The organism is Gemmatimonadaceae bacterium (genome assembly GCA_019637355.1).
Lineage (GTDB): Bacteria > Gemmatimonadota > Gemmatimonadetes > Gemmatimonadales > Gemmatimonadaceae > Pseudogemmatithrix.
The window spans coordinates 1,027,564-1,045,027 of record JAHBVT010000001.1 but is presented as its reverse complement, the minus strand read 5'-3'; the positions used below and the strand labels follow the sequence as shown (position 1 = coordinate 1,045,027).

General features: G+C 67.8%; 17 protein-coding genes and 1 tRNA gene. 1 reads left to right on the top strand and 17 read right to left on the bottom strand.

Annotated elements, in window-relative coordinates:
- Positions 1-118 precede the first annotated feature (118 nt).
- From KF689_04750 to KF689_04715, 8 genes are all read right to left on the bottom strand, one after another.
- The gene (locus tag KF689_04750; GenBank protein ID MBX3132678.1) at positions 119-850 is read right to left on the bottom strand and encodes a hypothetical protein; all 732 of its coding nucleotides are present in this window, start codon (positions 848-850) and stop codon (positions 119-121) included.
- Positions 851-1,027: 177 nt separating this feature from the next.
- Positions 1,028-1,438: a biopolymer transporter ExbD gene (locus tag KF689_04745; GenBank protein ID MBX3132677.1), complete on the bottom strand. Its 411-nt coding sequence runs from the start codon at positions 1,436-1,438 to the stop codon at positions 1,028-1,030.
- 18 nt (positions 1,439-1,456) lie between these two features.
- A complete protein-coding gene (locus tag KF689_04740) occupies positions 1,457-1,912 on the bottom strand; it encodes a biopolymer transporter ExbD (GenBank protein MBX3132676.1) in 456 nt (151 codons plus the stop codon).
- Between the two features lie 28 nt (positions 1,913-1,940).
- On the bottom strand, positions 1,941-2,675 hold the full coding sequence (locus KF689_04735) for a MotA/TolQ/ExbB proton channel family protein (protein MBX3132675.1): 735 nt from the start codon (positions 2,673-2,675) through the stop codon (positions 1,941-1,943).
- Between the two features lie 45 nt (positions 2,676-2,720).
- Positions 2,721-3,431, bottom strand: coding sequence for a TonB family protein (locus KF689_04730; protein MBX3132674.1), 711 nt, complete (start codon positions 3,429-3,431; stop codon positions 2,721-2,723).
- Between the two features lie 107 nt (positions 3,432-3,538).
- On the bottom strand, positions 3,539-5,029 hold the full coding sequence (locus tag KF689_04725; GenBank protein ID MBX3132673.1) for a HAMP domain-containing histidine kinase: 1,491 nt from the start codon (positions 5,027-5,029) through the stop codon (positions 3,539-3,541).
- Positions 5,026-5,694, bottom strand: a complete 669-nt coding sequence (locus KF689_04720) for a response regulator transcription factor (GenBank protein MBX3132672.1) — start codon at positions 5,692-5,694, stop codon at positions 5,026-5,028. The genes KF689_04725 and KF689_04720 overlap by 4 nt, the downstream gene beginning before the upstream one ends.
- Positions 5,691-7,259: a PAS domain-containing protein gene (locus tag KF689_04715; protein ID MBX3132671.1), complete on the bottom strand. Its 1,569-nt coding sequence runs from the start codon at positions 7,257-7,259 to the stop codon at positions 5,691-5,693. Before KF689_04715 ends, KF689_04720 begins: the two co-directional genes overlap by 4 nt.
- A gap of 228 nt (positions 7,260-7,487) precedes the next feature.
- Between KF689_04715 and KF689_04710 the strand changes: the two genes are divergently transcribed.
- Entirely contained in the window at positions 7,488-7,913 is a 426-nt protein-coding gene (locus KF689_04710) for an Hsp20/alpha crystallin family protein (protein ID MBX3132670.1), read from the top strand.
- 79 nt (positions 7,914-7,992) lie between these two features.
- Here the strand turns inward: KF689_04710 and KF689_04705 are convergent, their stop codons facing one another.
- The 9 genes from KF689_04705 to KF689_04665 all read right to left on the bottom strand — a co-directional run bounded on the left by KF689_04705 (position 7,993) and on the right by KF689_04665 (position 17,453).
- Complete coding sequence (locus KF689_04705; GenBank protein ID MBX3132669.1) at positions 7,993-8,463, bottom strand: redoxin domain-containing protein; 471 nt, start codon at positions 8,461-8,463, stop codon at positions 7,993-7,995.
- A 79-nt stretch (positions 8,464-8,542) separates the two neighbouring features.
- Positions 8,543-8,615 (bottom strand) — tRNA-Ala (locus KF689_04700).
- Positions 8,616-8,774: 159 nt separating this feature from the next.
- Positions 8,775-10,118, bottom strand: a complete 1,344-nt coding sequence (locus tag KF689_04695; protein ID MBX3132668.1) for a hypothetical protein — start codon at positions 10,116-10,118, stop codon at positions 8,775-8,777.
- 3 nt (positions 10,119-10,121) lie between these two features.
- Positions 10,122-10,850: a cytochrome c gene (locus KF689_04690; GenBank protein MBX3132667.1), complete on the bottom strand. Its 729-nt coding sequence runs from the start codon at positions 10,848-10,850 to the stop codon at positions 10,122-10,124.
- Positions 10,840-11,343: a DUF3341 domain-containing protein gene (locus KF689_04685; protein MBX3132666.1), complete on the bottom strand. Its 504-nt coding sequence runs from the start codon at positions 11,341-11,343 to the stop codon at positions 10,840-10,842. The genes KF689_04690 and KF689_04685 overlap by 11 nt, the downstream gene beginning before the upstream one ends.
- Before the next feature lies 1 nt (position 11,344).
- Positions 11,345-12,748: a polysulfide reductase NrfD gene (gene nrfD, locus KF689_04680; protein MBX3132665.1), complete on the bottom strand. Its 1,404-nt coding sequence runs from the start codon at positions 12,746-12,748 to the stop codon at positions 11,345-11,347.
- Positions 12,749-12,763: 15 nt separating this feature from the next.
- A complete protein-coding gene (locus KF689_04675; protein MBX3132664.1) occupies positions 12,764-15,841 on the bottom strand; it encodes a 4Fe-4S dicluster domain-containing protein in 3,078 nt (1,025 codons plus the stop codon).
- Positions 15,842-15,848: 7 nt separating this feature from the next.
- Entirely contained in the window at positions 15,849-16,571 is a 723-nt protein-coding gene (locus KF689_04670) for a cytochrome c3 family protein (GenBank protein ID MBX3132663.1), read from the bottom strand.
- Positions 16,572-16,700: 129 nt separating this feature from the next.
- Positions 16,701-17,453 carry a hypothetical protein gene (locus KF689_04665; GenBank protein ID MBX3132662.1) on the bottom strand — a complete coding sequence of 251 codons (753 nt, stop codon included), beginning with the start codon at positions 17,451-17,453 and terminating at the stop codon, positions 16,701-16,703.
- Positions 17,454-17,464 lie beyond the last annotated feature (11 nt).

The following is a 17,464-nucleotide window of genomic DNA, read 5'->3' as shown; positions in this document are numbered from 1 at the left end:
GGCGTGCGCGCAGATAGGGGGAAAAGGCTCTGCGGAAACTACCCCGTGCCGGGGCGGTGAACCAGTCGCGATGCCAGCGACTTTCTGGTTACGGCGCTCGGCGCGCGAGCGCTGTGCGCTACGGCGCTTCGGCCGTGATCACGGCCGTGTCGCGGACGGGCGTGCCGTCGGCGCGGGTGGCGGGGCGGAACCGCACCTCGCTCAGCATCTCGCGGATCTTCTGGTTGTAGGCGCGGTCGCGCGAGGGATTGAAGCCCAGCAGGCGCGCGTTGCCGCGCTCGTCCACCTCGAAGTGGGCGACTAGCCGATACGGCCGCACGCGGGCCGGGACGGGAATGGGCAGGATGGCCAGGTTCGTGACCGTCGGGGGGAAGATCTGGTCACCGCCGCCACCGGTGCCAGGCCCCAGTCCGGACCCTCGTCCCGTGCCGACACCGCTGCCGACGCCGCCGCCGCTCCCCGGCCCGGTACCGCTCGAGCCGTCGGTGCCGGAGCCGCCGCCCGTGCCCGGGGTGGGAATGGTCGTGCCCGGCGCGGCCACCGCAATTTCGGCCACGTCCGGGCTTGGGACCACTTCAGGTTCGGGTTCCGGCGGCGGGGGCGGCACCGGAGTGGGCGTCGGAGTCGTGACGGCCGGCGGAGGGGGCGCGCTGGGGGCCGACTGCACCTGCATATAGCGGATGCGCTCGGGAGTGATCTCGCCCCCCGTACCCCCGGTGCCTCCGCCGCCGCCGCCGGCCGGGCCGGCCCCCCCCGCCCCAGCGGCGCCAGGATCCTCAAGCAGCTTGCCGACGAAGGGAGGCAGCAGCAGGCCCACAAGAAGCAACAGGTGGAAGAGGCTGGAGGCCACCCATCCAGTACGCGTACGCCGTTCCGGCTCCGGGATCCCGTGCAGGGGTCGGAGGGGGCGCTTGGCCGGCGGCGGCTGCGAATCGAAGTCAGGCAAGCGATGGGCCACGGTCACAGGAAAGGATACGGCGGGCGAGCCCCGAAAGGTTCGCCCGCCGTGATGATACCCCAGAAACGCTTACTTCGTGTCCTTTGGCGGGATGCCGATGACCTTCACCCCGGCTCCACGCGCGATGTCCATCGCGTGGATGACATCCTGGTACTTCACGGTCGGGTCACCCTTGACGAAGATGATCTTGTCCGGGCGATTCTCGTAGACCTCGGTCAGGCGCGCGCCGAGGCGATCGAGCGTGAGCGGCTCACGATTGATCGCGAAGCTACCGTCCGCCAGGATCTCCAGCACGATCTGGTCGCTCGCCTGGTTCGCCGTCACCACCGCGGGGGTGGGGTCCGGTAGCTGCAGGTCCACGGCCTTCCGCATCATCGGCTGCATAATCATGAAGATGATCAGCAGCACGAGCATAATGTCGATCATCGGCACGACATTGGGCTCGTTATTCAGGTTGGAACTGCCCCCGCCGACGCTCATTCCCATAGGTCGCTCCGGTTAGGGCTTCTTGATCTCGTCGCCAGCCACGGTGGATTCCGTGCCCGGGACCTGATCAGTGATGGCGCCGACCATCCGGACGCCGTTCTTCGAGGCGATGTCGATCGCTTCGAGGATGCGCCCGTACTCGAGATTCTTGTCGGCCTTGACGTACAGGATCTGGTCGATCGTGCGCACCGAGTAGATGGCCTCGAGCTGCTGGGCCAGGGACTCGTTCGCGATCTGCTGCTTGTTCAGGAAATAGTTGCCGTACTTGTCGATGCCGAGCACCTGGTCCTCATCCGCTTCCGGATGGGACTTCAGGTTGATGCCGCTCGGGGGCTCGGCCGTGAAGCCGGCGGCAATCGCCGGCGTCACGACCATGAAGATGATGAGCAGCACCAGCATCACGTCGATCATGGGGACGACGTTCGGCTCTGCCTTGACGCCGCTCCCCGTGCTTACGGACATACCCATACGCGTGCCCTCCTAGGGGGTCAGCGGCTTACTGCGAGATCGGGGACGACCCCTTCTGGGCGGCCGTGTTGAACTCGCGGGTGAAGCGGCTGCGGCCGAACTCGCCCGAGACGCCCTTGATGAGGTAGTCGATCATCTCCTTGGAGACGTACGTCATCTCGGCCGTGAGATTGTCGATCTTGGTCTGGAAGTAGTTGAACGCCCACACCGCCGGGATGGCGACGAGGAGGCCGAAGCCCGTGGCGATCAGTGCCTCGGCGATGCCGACCGTGATGGCGGCGATGCCGGTCGAGCCGGAGCTGCCCATCGCGGCGAAGGCGTTGATGATGCCGAACACCGTGCCGAGCAGGCCGACGAACGGCGCCGTCGAACCCACCGTCGCGAGGATGGCGAGGCCGCGCTTCAGCGCGACGATCTCGACGAGCATATTGCGCTCCACCGCGCGCTCGGCCGAGTTGATGTCGCTGACCGTGACCGAGCCGTCCATAATGAGCGGCTTGACTTCGTCAAGCGCGCCGCCGAGGACGCGGGCGACGTGCGACTTCTTGTACGTCTGCGCCAGGTTGATGGCCTCGGTGAGGTTGTCCTCCTCGAGGAACTGCGAGAACTCGGGCGCGAACTTGAGCGTCTCCTTCTGGGCCTTGCGCAGGTTCCACCACTTGCCGAACGCGGTCGAGAGGGACCACAGGGACATCACCGCGAGCACGAGCCAGATGCCCTTGGCGAACGGCGGGCTGTGCTCCCAGATGTAGCCGATGGACATATCCATTGCGAGAAATCTCCTAGAAGTGGTCGAACACTGGTGAGACTAGCGAGCGAGATTGAAGACGAACGGCTGCTGGACGAGCTGCTTCACCTTCCGCCCGCCGATCTCCGCCGGCAGGAAGCGCATCTGCGGAAGCGAGCTGCGCACGGCCTGTTCGAACAGCGCGTGCGACGAGCGGAGGACGCGGAACGACGCGACGTTCACGCGCCCCGTGGTGTCCACCTCGAACTGGGCGAGGACTTCGCCCTCGACACCGCCCGAGCGGAGGATGTCGGGATACCGCGGGCCCGGCGAACCCGGCGCCGAGGCGGCCGGCTTCTCGACTTGGAAGTCGAAGTACGCCTGGTCCTGCATAATGGGCGTACCCCCGACGACACCCGAGGCGACGCCACCGGCCACGCCGCGGCCGGAGAAGTCATCTTCGTTGGTGATCGCCTTGGACAGGTCGATCTCGGGGATGACGTCCGGAATGTTGACCGGGGCCGAGAGCACTTGGAAGCCCTTCGGCGGCGGCGGCGCCGCGACGACGTCCGGCGGCGGGGGCGGACGATCCGGCTCCGGCGGAGGCGGCTCGTCCTTCTTCACCTCGACGAAGTCCACCTTCTGCACGACTTCCTCTTCCTCGACCTTGCCGGCATTGGCCGTGGCGATGATCGACCCCGCGATGACGGCCACGTGGAAGACCGTCGAGAAGATCGAGGCGCCGATGGAGCGCTGCTTGACCGCCTTTGTCTCGAGCAGGTTGTTGAACACGCGCAAACTCCGCAAGACGTGAACAATCGCGTGAAGACGTCCGGAACCTCCGGCGTCCACCGTGAATGAACGTACCCGCCTCGGGTGAGGAGGGAATCGGGAAAAGATTAAGTTTCGCTTAACCGACCGTGAGGATTCGCTGGCCCGGGACCGGGGCGCCCGGACGGGCGCAGGGGCAACTGCACGGTGAAGGTGCTCCCGCGCCCCAACCGAGAGCCCACCGAGATGAAGCCCCCGTGGGCGTGGGCGATCCACTGGGCGATAGCCAGCCCCAGGCCCACCCCACCGCGCTCCCCCGTGCGCGAGCGCACCCGGTCGGCCCGCCAGAATCGGTCAAAGATGTAGGGCAGGTCGGCGGCCGCGATGCCCATACCGCTGTCCTTCACCACGTACGCCACGTGGTCACCCCGGTCCTCGAGCGCGATGCTGACGTTGCCCTGCGCCCCCGAGTACTTCACGGCGTTGCTGGCCAGGTTCAGGAAGAGTTGCCGCAGGCGCACCACGTCGCCCTCCACCGTGACGTTATCCGCCCGCTCGAGCTCGACGCTGACGTTGCTGGCTTCTCCGAGCATCTGGGCCGTCTCGGCGACATCGGCCACGAGCGGGGCCAAGGCCACCGGCTCGCGGTGCAGGTCGTAGCGCCCCTCGTCGGCCCGGGCGAGCGTGAGCAGCGAATCGACCAAGTCCGCCATCCGGCGCGTCTCGGCCAGGGCCTCCTCCAGCGCCGGCAACTGGTCCTCCGCGGCGTGCGGGGACTGCATCGCCCGCTCGATGTCGGCCCGGAGCACGGTCAGCGGGGTCTTGAGCTCGTGGCTGGCGTCGGCGGTGAAGCGGCGGAGGGCGGCGAACGAACCCTCGAGGCGCGCCATCATCGCGTTCAACGTCATTGCCAGGCGATCGATCTCGTTGCCCTCGACGTCCACGTGCAACCGCCGATGGAGCGAGCGGCCGTCCTGGATGGCCTCGAGGTCGTAGATGAGTCGGTCCACCGGCCGCAAGGCGCTGCCCGCCAGCAACCAACTCACCAGCGCCGAGAGTGCCAGGATCAGCGGCAAGGTCACGAGGATCGGGAGGAACAGCGCGCTGTCCTTCCACGCCAGTTCGGCCACCGATTCACCCGCCACGACCCGCGCCACGGGGATGCGGCGGCTCGGGCGCTCGAAATGCGCCACGATGAAGACGTTGGCGGTCGAGTCCATCCGCACGTTGGCCGCCGGCTGCTCCGGCGTGCGGCGGAACACCGAGCTGACCAGGCGGTTGCGGTCGTTGAAGCTGAGCCGTTCCACGGCCGGGCTGGTGTAGAGCACGCGCGCAGAGTCCGCGATGATGACGTAGCCGGGCAGCAGGTCCAGCGAACGCCGGATGCGCGGCTCGAGCTTCTGGCCGACGAGCGAGTCTTCGGTGATGACGACGGCGATGTCCGAGGCGCCCTGCTGCAGCACGATGGTCGCCAGGTCGGCGACGAGGTCGGCGCGGCGCTGCAGCGAACGTGTCGCAGCGGTCTGCGTGGCGCTCCAGAGAATGCCCGCGAAGATCACGAGCGTGGCCGTGAGGGCCACCACATAGCTGATCGTGAGCCGCCCGCGGATGGACTTCACGACTTGAGCACGTATCCGACGCCGCGCACCGTGTGGATGAGCTTCTTGTCGTGCGGCGCGTCGATCTTCTTGCGCAGGTGGTTGATGACCACGTCGACGATGTTGGTGCCGGGATCGAAGTGGTAGCCCCAGGCGTACTCGGTGATCAGCGTGCGGCTCAGGACGCGCCCCGCGTGCCGCGCCAGGTACTCGAGGACCAGGAACTCCTTCGGCGTGAGCTCGATCGGCTCGCCGGCGCGACGGACCTCGCGGGCATCGAGGTCCACCTCGAGGTCGGCCAGCGTGACCTTCGGGGAGACGATGCTGCGCGGCCGCCGCGCCAGGGCCTCGACCCGCGCAAGAAGCTCCTCAAAGGCGAAGGGCTTGGTGACGTAGTCGTCGGCGCCGGCGCGCAGCGTCTCGACCTTGGCATCCACCGCGTCCTGCGCCGTCAGGACGAGCACCGGCTTCTCGAAGCCGCGCGCACGCAAGTTGCGGAGCACCTGCTGCCCGGAGCGCCCCGGCAGGCGCAGGTCCAGGACGACAAGGTCGTAGGGCTGGTTCTTGGCCAACTGCTCGCCCTCTTCGCCGTCGGCGACGAGGTCCACCGTCCACCGCGCCTCCTCGAGGCCGCGCTTGACGAACTGGCCCACGGTCGGATCGTCCTCGATGACCAGCACCTTCATAGCGCCACCACCGGCAACACCACACGGAAGGTGCTGCCCTGGCCCAGCGTGCTGTCCACCTCGATCACGCCGCCGTGCTCCTGCACGATGCCATAGCAGATGGAGAGCCCGAGGCCCGTCCCCTGCCCCGGCGCCTTGGTCGTGTAGAACGGCTCGAAGATCTTGGCGACTTCTCCCTTGGCGATCCCGTGCCCTTGGTCGATGACCTCGAGGATGGCGCCGCGCTTCGGATCGGAGCCGGCCTGCGTCACGATGCGCACCGTGCCCTTCTCGCCCATCGCATCCATCGCGTTGATCAGCAGCGCCATCAGCACCTGCACGAGCTGCTCGGAGTTGGCCTGCGGCACCCGGCCGATGGTCGGATCCAATTCGGTCTGCACGGTGAGCTTCTTGAACCGCACGTGGTGCTTGAGCAGGAACAACGTGCGCTCGACGACGTCGTTGAGGTTCACCCGCTCCTTGCGCGCCTGCTTGGGCCGCGAGAAGTCGAGCAGGCCGTCCACGATCTGCTTGCAGCGCACCACCTCGTTCTCGATGATGCCGAGGAAGTCGTGCGTCTCCGGCGCCAGCGTCACGCCGCTCTTCTCGAGGTCCTCGATGCGGTACCCCAGCGACTCGGCGCAGGCGGCGATCGTTGCCAGCGGGTTGTTGATCTCGTGCATCACACCGGCCGCCAGCTGCCCGATGGCCGCCAGCTTCTCGGCCTGCGAGAAGCGCTCCTGCGCCTCCTTCCAGTCCGTGACGTCCTCGCCGATCGTGATGACGTGGCTCACCGGCCCGTCGCCGAGGCGCATCGGAATCTTGGTGATGCGGTAGGTGCGCGCCTCGCCCGACGCCACCGACTCCATCTGGTACTCCTGCATCCGCCCAGTGGAGAACACGTCGTCGAACTCGCGCCGCAGCATTTCGGCCGGCTGGCGGTGCAGGATCTCGAAGATCGTGCGCCCGAGCGCCTCCTCGCGGGAGACGCCCTGCATCCCGGTCTCGCGCTTGCGGTTCCACGATTGAATGCGGTACTCGCGATCGATCACGTACAACCCGAGCGGCAGCGAGTCGATGATCTTTTCGGTGAAGCGACGCCCGCGTTCGATCTCGGCCGTCCGCGCCGCCACCTCCACTTCCAGCTGCCGTGAGCGTTCGGCGTGCGCCAGTTCCGGCGCGAAGAGATTCGCCAATGCCGTCAGCAGCATCCGCTCCTCGTCGCCGAGCGCACGCGAGGTCCGCACGACCAACGCGCCCACGCGGCGGTCGCCGAGGATGATCGGGGCCACCTCGAGATCGCGCACCACTTGCAGCGAGTCGCCCAGGCGCAGGCCCTTGCGGACGTCCTCCTCACTGGTCGTGTCCTTGCCCGCGGACCAGGACATCGACAGCCCCTGCGGCGTGTGCAGCCACAGCGACACCTGCTCGCCCTCAAGAAAGCCGCGTAACGTGGCCAGCGCGCGGTCCACCGTGTTCTCCAAGGCGCGCGCCGAGGCCAGCTCGGCGCTGATGCCCGCCAGGGCCGAGAGGGCGCGGGCAGCCCGGCCTTCGCCGGTAATCTCGGGGGCAGGAGGGGTGGACACGGATGGGGTTTGGTTGGACGGAAGCTACGGCCCGGCCGAGGGTCGAACAAGGGAAATCCCCAGTGGCGCGCGTCGAGCTGACAGCCTTGCGTGTCGGTGCGGCAGGGCGGCCGGTCAGGTCGGCATCAGCGGCGCGGCACGACCGTTGCGCGAGTGGAGGGGCGAGCGGGCGAGCGGGCGACCGTGCCCGCGCCCTGACTGAGCCCCATCCTGGAGGATTGCACAATGGTGTATCGCACGACTCTGGCCCCCCTCGGTTCCCTGCGCCGCGAGATGGACCGCCTCTTCGACGACGCGTTCTTCCGCGCCGCCCCTGCCCCGGCCAGCTGGACGCCGGCGGTGGACATCCACGAGACCAAGGACGCGTGGCAGTTCGAGCTCGAGCTGCCGGGCGTGAGCCCCGAGCAGGTCGAGGTCACGGCGGAGCAGAAGGTGCTGCGCATCCGTGGCGAGAAGGCCGCCACCCGCCGCGACGAGCAGGAGGGCCGCTGGATCAGCTTGGAGCGCGTGACTGGGAGCTTCGAGCGCAGCTTCCGCCTGCCGAGCAACGTCCGCGAGGACGGCATCGAGGCCCGCTTCGCGCACGGCGTGCTCACGGTGACGGTGCCGAAGGCCGAGGTGCCGGTGGCGCGGCGGATTGAGGTGAAGGCGTAATACCGGACGGAGGACGGAGGACGGAAGCTGCCTGTCCTGCGTCCTCCGTCCTCCGTCATCCGTCATCCGTCATCCGTCACTACGCCTTCAGCTTCGCGATCTCCGCCAGGATTTCCGCGTTCTCGCGTCGCGTGCCCGGCGTCTCCTCGACGTAGCGCCAGCGCAGGATGCCCTGCTTGTCGATGAGGAAGTACGCGCGGTTGGAGAAGAACGTATGCTCCATCAACGTGCCGTAGGCACGCGAGGCCTCGCGCTTGAAGTCCGAGGCCAGCTCGACCTTCATCCCGTACTGCGCCTTGAAGGCCTTCAGCGACGGCACGGCGTCGACGCTGATGGGAATGACGACCACGTCCTGCTCGGCGAAGACATCGAAGTCGTCGGTGAACGCGCAGAGCTCGGCCGTGCAGGTGGACGTGAAGGCCAGCGGGAAGAACGCCAGCAGCACGTTCCGCTGGCCACGGTACGCCGCGAGCGAGACGCGCGAGCCGTCGGTGGCATCGAGCGTAAAGTCGGGGGCGGGTGCGCCAACCGCCGGGACGGTCAAGGACATCGAAATGCACTCCGGGTGAAAGGCACGGGGTCGCATCGGCGACTGCCGACGCGACCCTGTAGTGAACGCCGAAACGGAGTGGAGCGTGCCGGGATCGAACCGGCGACCCCCTGCTTGCAAAGCAGGTGCTCTCCCAGCTGAGCTAACGCCCCATACCGGATAATACTAAGACGGAAGGCGGAAGACGGAAGGTTTGGTTAGGGACGGATGACGGACCACGGACCACGGACGACGGACGACGGATGCGGAAAGGGGATGCGGGCGACTTGGCTCGCACCCCTTCCGTCATTCGTCATTCGTCATCCGTCCGGCTACTCGTGCGCCGGCAGCGGCTCCATCGTCTCCGGATCGACCGGGACCTGCACCTCGTCGCGGTACGGCGAGGTCATCAGGAACACGCGAGCCTTGGGGAAGGCGTCCATAAACTGCGCGTAGCTCCAGGCGAACAGCCCGAGCATCCCGAGGAAGATGCCGATCTCCCAGATGCCGAACGGCAGGGTCGTGGCGCCGCTGCCGTAGATGGACGGATAGATCTCGATGAAGCGCGAGAGCCAGAGGCCGGTGAACGACGAGACCGCGAAGAGGATCATCGTCGGGCTCCAAAGCTTGGCCTTGACGCTCATCAGGCCGGCGAAGGGCACGATGAAGGTCAGCACGGCCGCGAGCATCGTGGTGGTGCTCCAGACGCCCGAGAGCCGCAGCGTGAACCAGTGCGTCTCCTCAGCCAGGTTGCCGTACCAGATGATGATGAACTGCGAGAAGGTCAGGTAGCCCCAGAACGCCGTGAAGGCGAAGCAGAGCTTGCCGACGTCGTGGTAGTGCTTCTCGGTGATCAGCTCGGGCAGTTCGGGGAACTGGCCCTTCCACCAGCGCAGGAGGACGGCGAGGATCATCAGCGACACGAGCCAGCCGCCCATAAAGAACTGCCAGCCGTACATCGTGCTGAACCAGTGGTAGTCCAGGGACATCGAGTGGTCCCAGGCGAGCACGCACCAGCCGAAGGCGAACACCAGCGCCATCGTCACGGCCAGCTTGCCCTGCAGCGAGTGCGTCGAGTGCAGCTCGCGCCGCTCCTCGCCGAAGCCGGCGCGCATCTTGGCGCGCAGGCCGGCCGCCCAAGCGGCGCCGTACTCCGGCGTCACGCCGACGTCGAGGCGCAGCGAGGTCCAGATGTACCACAGCTGCAGCGCGAGCAGCGCGCCGAAGATGCCGATGGACCGCAGGTAGAAGAAGCCGTGGTTGAAGTACAGCTCCTTCTCGGGGATCAGATAGCCCGTACCGACCTTGTCCCACCACGGATAGATGTGCCCCTTGCCGAAGAAGATGATCAGCAGGAGGCCGATGGCGGCGAACGGCAGGAAGGCGACGAAGCCTTCGAGGAACCGGATGATTCCGCGCGACCAGCGCGCCGTGACGATGCGCTGCACGGCGACGAACATCACGCCGGCCGAGGCGATCACGGTGAAGAACAACCAGTTCATCAGGAAGGCCTGCCAGGCCCTCGACTCGCCGGTGAAGGCGCCGAAGGCGAAGAGGCCGAGGCCGGCGACGGCCAAGCCGAGCGAGATCTTCTTGAGCCCATCCGGCATCTGCTTGGTGCGGAGGACGTCGATGAACTGGTCGCGCGGCGGCGAGTAATGGTGCTGGTGGCTCATAGCTCAGTGCCCCTCGTGATCGTCGTGCTCGTCCGCGGCCTTGGGAGCCTTGGGGACGATGCCGGCGGTGGAAGGACGGACGTAGGCGTGTGGCACGTTCGGAGCGACCGCGGAGACGCCGCTGAAGGCGGCCGCCTCGCCCGGCTTGAGGGTGATGCCCGTCGGGACTGGGTACCGGCCCTGGAGGCCGCGCACGTAGTTGACCACGTCCCAGCGCTCGCGCTCCGGGATGCGGTTGAAGTTGCCCATCAGGCCGCGCCCGTTGCGCAGCATTCCCCAGATGTAGCCGTCGCTGCGCGCCTGCGTCGCGGCGCCGTTGATGGCAGGCACGAAGGCGATGCCGGAGACCGTGGCCAGCGTGCCGCGTCCGTCGCCGGCGTCGCCGTGGCAGACGGCGCAGTTGACCTGATAAAGCCGATAGCCGTTGGCGATGGAACGGGCGTCGACGGCCACCGGGTTCGGCACACGCGAGAGCGAGTCCACCGCCTGCATCGACGGCGTGTAGGACACTTCCCACTCGGCCACCGTGACGCCGGTGACGGGCACCGAGCCCTGCGGCTGGCCGCGGAAGGCGATGGTGTCGCCGGCGGCGGCGTCCATCGAGAACTTCTGCCAGGTGTTCACCGAGGGCTGCTGCTGCATATCGGTGATCCAGTCCTTGGGGTCGCAGGCCGCGAGGGCCAGCGGGAGGACGAGCGCCGCGAGGACGCGCATCGAGACCTTAGCGCTCACCGCGCACCTCCACCGCCCCGTGGCGGCGCATAATGGCTTCCACCTCGGCCTGCTGCTCCGGTGCGCACTCGCACCAGACGCCGAAGTGGGCAGCGCTGAAGCGGGGGTCGTAGCCGACGGTGTCGACCAGCCGCGGAATCCCCGCCAGGTAGAACATCCCGAAGACGGTCGAGAGCGCCCCGACCATCACCATCACTTCGAAGCCGAACACCGTGTAGGGCAGCCAGGTGGCGATGGCCTTGCCGCCGACGACCAGCGGCCAGTACATCGAGCCCCAGATGGACAGCCAGTACCCGAAGCTCACGCCGGCCAGCGCACCGAAGAGCGTGAACTTGCGCACGCCGCTCATCGGCGGGTCAATCGCGTGCTCCAGCTCGTGGCGCAGCGTCGGCGAGTACGCCGTGAGCTTGCCGATGTTCTTGTGCTTGAGCTCCTCGATCGTGTCGGTCGTCGAGTCGAGCTCGTGGAAGACGCCTACGATGCCACGGAACATCTCAGTGCCCCCCGTGGTGCGCGTGGGACTTCTTCAGCTTCGGCGGCACGATTTCCTTGATCTCGGCCAAGGCCATAATCGGCAGCTGCTTCACGAAGAGGAGGAACCACATAAAGAACCAGCCGAACGAGCCGATTAGCAGGCCGTAGTCCACCCAGGTCGGCATATACGTGCTCCACTGCCACGGCTCAACGTCGTGTGACAGCGACGGCACCACGATGACGAAGCGCTCAAACCACATCCCGATGTTGATGAAGATCGAGAGAATGAACAGCCAGGTCGGATTGCGGCGCAGCTTCTGCGAGAACAGCGACAGCGGCAGGATCATGTTGCAGGTGAGCATGATCCAGGCCGCCCACCACCACTGGCCGAACACGCGGTTCCAGAAATAGTCCTGCTCGTAGGGGATGCCGCCGTACCAGGCGATGAAGAACTCGATCATATACGCCAAGCCCACGACGAGGCTCGTGAAGAGCACCATCTTGGCCGAGGCGTCGAGGTGGTTGAGCGTGACGTAGTGCTTGAGGCCGAACCACTTCCGCATCGGGATGATGATCGTCCAGACCATCGCGAAGCCGGAGAAGATGGCGCCGGCCACGAAGTAGGGCGGGAAGATCGTCGTGTGCCAGCCCGGGACGATGCCCATCGCGAAGTCGAAGGACACCACCGAGTGCACGGAGAGCACCAGCGGCGTCGAGAACGCGGCGAGGAACAGGTAGGCGCGGGCGAAGTGGCGCCACTCGCGCTCGCTGTTGCGCCAGCCGAAGCTGAGCAGCGCGAGGATGCGCTTGCGGATCGGGTTGGTCTCGCGGTCACGCAGCACCGCGATGTCCGGGATCAGGCCGACGAAGAGGAAGGTCGTCGAGATCGTCAGGTACGTCGTGATGGCGAACACGTCCCAGACCAGCGGGGACTTGAAGTTCGGCCACAGCAGGCGCCAGTTCGGATACGGGATCAGCCAGAAGAACTTCCAGGGCCGCCCGATGTGGATGATCGGGAACAGGCCCGCCGTCATCACGGCGAAGACCGTCATCGCCTCGGCGGCGCGGTAGATCGTCGTGCGGAAGCCGGCGCGGAAGAGGTAGAGGATCGCCGAGATCAGCGTGCCCGCGTGGCCGATACCGACCCAGAACACGAAGGTGATGATGTAGACGCCCCACATCACCGGCGGGTTGTAGCCCGCCACGCCCAGGCCCTGATGGATCTGGTAGGCCCAGGAGAAGATGCCCAGCCCGAGGCAGGCCAGCGCGATCAGCAGGCCGCCGAACCAGGCCTTGGTGGGCTTGAGGATGGAGAGGATCTCACGGTCCACCTGCTCGTAGCTGGTGACCGCGGGGAGCTGGATGTCCGCCGACGCGATGTTCGGGCGGCGGGGTTCATCCACGGGCTGCGCGAGCGTAGCCATTGGGTGCCGTCCTCCTTACGCGTGGGCCGACGCCGACGGCGCCGGATGGTTGACCTTCTGCAAGTAGACCACCGCGGTATAGGTGTTGAGCTCTTCGAACACGTGGTAGGCGCGCCGGTCCTTGGCCCACTTGGCCACCGACCAGTTCTCGTCCGCCGCGTCGCCGAACACGATCGCCCGGCTCGGGCAGGCCTGCGCGCAGGCCGTCGTGAACTCGTCGGGCTGCAGCTCCCGGCCCTCGAGCGCCACGCGGTTCTCGGCCTCCTTGATGCGCTGCACGCAGAACGTGCACTTCTCCATAATGCCCTTGTTGCGCACCGTGACGTCCGGGTTCAGCTGCCAGTGCAGCGGCTCCGGGAACGCGTACTGCGCGCGCGAGGGGTCGCCGTAGCCGAACCAGTTGTAGTAGCGGACCTTGTACGGGCAGTTGTTCGAGCAGTAGCGCGTGCCGACGCAGCGGTTGTAGACCTGCACGTTGAGGCCGTTGGGCGCGTGGTACGTCGCGTACACGGGGCAGACCGGCTCGCAGGGCGCGTTGCCGCAGTGCTGGCACATCATCGGGATGAAGCGCGTGTCGAAGTCCGGATGCGCGGGGTCGAACTTCACGTCGCGCGGCTCGCGGTCGATCTCGTAGTAGCGCTCCAGGCGGATCCAGGCCATCTCGCGCGAACGCGTGATGTTGGCGCCGAAGCCGGTGCGGTCCGGCAGCAGCACCGGGCCCTGCCAGTCCGCGCCCACCGTCGGGATGTTGTTCTCGGCGTAGCAGGCCGTCACGCAGGCCGAGCAGCCGGTGCACTTGGCGAGGTCGATCGTCATCGCCCAGCGCCGCTTGGCGGCGCCGCTCCAATGTTCGGGGTCGTACTGCCCCTTGTCCTTGGAGCCCGGCACCCCGAACACGCCCTGCGCGTCGTTGGCCGTCGGCGAGCGCAGGCCCGGCTCGAACTCGGTGCTGGCCTGCCCGTCGAAGTGGTGATGCTTGACGGCATTCTCGCCGGCGATCAGCGCCGCGACGCTGGTCGCCTGCGCGATGTTGCGCCCGTGCTGACGGCCGGAGCCTTCGGTGGTGACGAGGCGGTTGTTACCGCGCGCCTTCTCGAGACGCGCCTTGGTGGCGCCGTACACGGCGGCACCGCTGCGCGAATCCTCGGCCACCGCGCCGAGCGCGTAGGCGTTCTCGCCGGCCACCGCGTAGCGACCCGCCGCCTCACCCTGGCCGCGGCCGACCATCACCGCAATCGTGTCCGGGCGAATGCCGAGGTAGATGAACGCCGGCGCCGTGAGGCTGCCCGCGTCGGTGGTGACGGTGACGAGGTCGCCCTCCTTCACGCCCAGCGCCTCGGCCGTCTCGCCGTGCATCTCGACGACGGTCTGCCAGCAGATCTTGGTGACCGGGTCCGGCAGCTCCTGCAGCCAAGGCTTGTTGGCACCGCGGCCGTCGCCAAGCGTCGGCGAGAGGTAGGTCACGAGGTGGTAATCGCCCGTTCCCGTCGGCGCCGCAGCCGGCGCGACGCGGGCCGCGCTCAGCGACCGCGTGGCCGACGAGCCGCGCGTGAGCGCCGTCGGGAGGGCCGTGCGCAGCGCGGCGTTGCCGCCGATTCGGTCGGCAATCCACGCGCGATAGTCCGCGGCACGGAAGCGCGACGCCAGCGTCGGATCGCTCTTGGCCACCGCCAGCAGCACGTCGGCCGTGGAGCGCGAGTCGAACACCGGATCCATCACCGGCTGCTGCAGCGAGAGAATGCCGCGCACCGGCTCGGCGTCGCCCCAGCTCTCCAGGCCGTGGTGGTCCGGCAGGACCAGGTCGCAGAGCGCCGTCGTCTCGTCGGGGATGCTCGAGAAGGCCACCTTGAACGGCACCTTGGCGAAGGCGGCCGCGAAGCCCAGCGACGGCGGCGTCGTGTAGGCCGGGTTGGCCCCACGCACCATCGCCAACTGCACGTCGCCGCTGTTCATCCGCTGCGTCAGCGCGCGGAGCTCGGCGAGCGTGGCCACGCCGTCAAAGGCGTTGAGGCCGCGCGTCGGATCGATCGTCTTGCCGATGTTGCCCCGCTGCCGGTTCAGCTCGGCGACCGCCGCAGCGAGTTCCCCGCTGTTGGCCGTGTAGCCACCGCCGAGGATGGCGGAGGCCGAGGCGGCGCGGATCTCGTCGCGCAGCCCCTCCAGCAGCGCTACCGCGACGCCCGCCTGCTCGGCGGCCGCGGCCAACGAACCGCGACCGAGCAGCGCGTTGACGATCGCGAGTTCGGAGCCCGGGCGCGCCGGGATCCAGGAGTCGGCGTTGAGGCCGGTGAGCGTGCGGCGGGCACCGACGTAGATGAAGCGCGGTGCGCCCTCGACCTTGCCGCGGGCTTCGGCGAACGCGAGCTGCTGCGGCACCGGCAGGCCCCAGCCATCGAGAAAGTCGGCGGCGAAGGAGACGATGAGGTCGGCGGCGGCGAGATCGTGGTGCGGCCAGCTCGTGCCGTACGCCGCGCGGTTCGCGGCGGCCACCGCCGCCGGCGCCTCGGCGTCGTAGCTCAGGTGCGCCGGCGCACCGTAGCCGGCGAGGATCTGGTCCAGCAGCGCGGGGAAGCTGCCCTGCTCGTGCTGGTTGATGAAGGCGACCTTGCTGCCCTGGTTGCGGCTCTTGGCCTCACCGAGCTTCTGCGCGAGGATGCCGATCGCGTCGTCCCAAGTGGTCGGGACCAGCGCCGCGCCTTCGCGCTTCATCGGGCCGCGGAAGCGGTCGGGATTGTACAGCGCCTGCAGTGACGACTGCCCGCGGGCGCAGAGCGCGCCCCGGTTCACCGGGTGCTCCGGATTGCCCTCGGCCTTGATGGCGCGGCCGTCGCGGACCTCGACGATGAGGCCGCAGCCGGCGGAGCACTCGCGGCAGGTGGTGGCGTAGTAGTTGGAGACGCCCGGGACGGTGTTGTCCGGCGACACGAGATACGGAATCAGCTTCTCGACCTCGCCCGTGCCGCAGCCGACGGCGGCGGTGGCGGCGGTAGAGACGCCGAGGACCTTGAGGAACTCGCGGCGCTTGACGGCCTGGCGCTCCTCGTGGCCTTCGGTGAGGGCGTCCTTGGTGGCTTCCGTGGTGTTCGGAGTCATCGCGGTCCTAGTAGTGGCAGGTGGCGCAGTCGTACGACGCGCGCTTGCGAGGCAGGGCGAGGGTGGCCGAGTCCGGCTCATAGCCGGCGGCGCGCATCCCTTCGGCGGGCGAATAGCCGTTCACGTGGCACTGGACGCACCAGCCCATATTCAGCGACTGGGCCTGGAACACCTGCGGCATATTGTTGACCTGCCCGTGGCAGGTCTGGCAGGTGACGCCGGCGTTGACGTGGCGCATATGCGGGAAGTGCACGTACTCCGGCACCTTGTGCACGCGCACCCACGGCACCGGCTGCCGCTTGGCCCAGTACTCGGAGAGCTTCTGGATCTCGGGACGGTCGGCGCCGACGATGGTGTGGCAGGCCATACAGGTGCCGACGGCCGGCAGGCCCGGGTCCGGCGACTGCCCTGCAGCGCTATGGCAGAACGCGCAGTTCATCTGCAGCGAGTTCACGTGCACCGGATGCGGGAACTTCACCGGCTGTTCCGGCGAGCGTCCGATGCCGCCACCAACATAGAAGGTGTATCCGGAGGAGCCGCTATAGGCCCAAGGGCCCGGAACGGCCTTGCCTGCGGCTTCGCGATTGGCGGCCTGGGTGGCGGTCTCCGGCGCGCCCGCGGGCGCGGCATCCTGCGCGGCCTGCGAGCCGGCGTAGGCGGAGAGCATCGTGGCCGCGATGGCAATCGCGACGGTACCAGGGATAAGGACCCACTTGCTGCGACCCGTCATTTGCAAATGACTCGGAGAAAGGGATTCCCGAATGGTCTACTCGGCTTGTGAAATGATTCACAAGGGTTTTGACGACACGGAAATGTGACCGCCCTACTCGCCTATCGCAACCCCGTGCGATGCGGCGTCTTACTCCACATCCAACCCGCGCTTGACGCGGTCGATCGTCCGCAGCACTTCGATGCCCATCGCGCGGACCAAGGTGAGCTCCCGGCTGTCGGGACCGGCGCGATTGAGCAGCGAACGCACGCTCCGCATAATGTGCTCCGGGTTGCGCGTGCGGTAGAACGCGATGGCTGCCAGCGCGCGGTCGATATCGCCGAGCGCACGCTCCCATTCGTCGTGCTTCGGCAGCGCGGCGTGATGTTTGTGCCGCGCGACTTCACGCGTGGCGTCACCCGCCGCGAGGTGCAGTTCGTACGCGGCGACCAGCACCGCCTGCGCGACGTTGAGCGAGGCGTGCTCGGTGGTCGGGATGCGCACCAGCACCTGGGCCACGTCGATGGCCTCGTTCGGCAAGCCGTGGTCCTCTTGGCCAAAGAGCAGCGCCGCCGTCCCGCCGGCCACCTTTTCGAGCACCACCGGCGCGAGCGCGCGCGGTTCGGTCACGGGCCAACGGTGCGCGCGGCGCTTGGCCCCGAAGGCCGCGACGAACACGCAGTCGGCCAGCGCCTGCTCGAGCGTGTCGAAATGCTTGATGCGCTCGACCAGGTCGCGGGTGCCGTGGGCGACACCCTCGATGCGCCACGGGTCGTAGGGCACGGGTGCGACGAGCCGCAGGTCCACGAACCCGAAGTTCTTCATCACCCGCACGACGCCGGCAATGTTGACCGGGTCCTGCGGACGGTTGAGGACGATGGCGACGCGGTGCAGGACGGACATAGGGGCGAAAA

What these genes read in the sequence shown, in the direction of transcription:
- KF689_04665 (MBX3132662.1), bottom strand. Translation starts at nt 17,453, where the DNA reads ATGTCCGTCCTGCACCGCGTCGCCATCGTCCTCAACCGTCCGCAGGAC.
- KF689_04745 (MBX3132677.1), bottom strand. Translation starts at nt 1,438, where the DNA reads ATGAGCGTCGGCGGGGGCAGTTCCAACCTGAATAACGAGCCCAATGTC.
- KF689_04735 (MBX3132675.1), bottom strand. Translation starts at nt 2,675, where the DNA reads ATGTCCATCGGCTACATCTGGGAGCACAGCCCGCCGTTCGCCAAGGGC.
- KF689_04675 (MBX3132664.1), bottom strand. Translation starts at nt 15,841, where the DNA reads ATGACTCCGAACACCACGGAAGCCACCAAGGACGCCCTCACCGAAGGC.
- KF689_04695 (MBX3132668.1), bottom strand. Translation starts at nt 10,118, where the DNA reads ATGAGCCACCAGCACCATTACTCGCCGCCGCGCGACCAGTTCATCGAC.
- nrfD (MBX3132665.1), bottom strand. Translation starts at nt 12,748, where the DNA reads ATGGCTACGCTCGCGCAGCCCGTGGATGAACCCCGCCGCCCGAACATC.
- KF689_04670 (MBX3132663.1), bottom strand. Translation starts at nt 16,571, where the DNA reads ATGACGGGTCGCAGCAAGTGGGTCCTTATCCCTGGTACCGTCGCGATT.
- KF689_04685 (MBX3132666.1), bottom strand. Translation starts at nt 11,343, where the DNA reads ATGTTCCGTGGCATCGTAGGCGTCTTCCACGAGCTCGACTCGACGACC.
- KF689_04705 (MBX3132669.1), bottom strand. Translation starts at nt 8,463, where the DNA reads ATGTCCTTGACCGTCCCGGCGGTTGGCGCACCCGCCCCCGACTTTACG.
- KF689_04740 (MBX3132676.1), bottom strand. Translation starts at nt 1,912, where the DNA reads ATGGGTATGTCCGTAAGCACGGGGAGCGGCGTCAAGGCAGAGCCGAAC.
- KF689_04720 (MBX3132672.1), bottom strand. Translation starts at nt 5,694, where the DNA reads ATGAAGGTGCTGGTCATCGAGGACGATCCGACCGTGGGCCAGTTCGTC.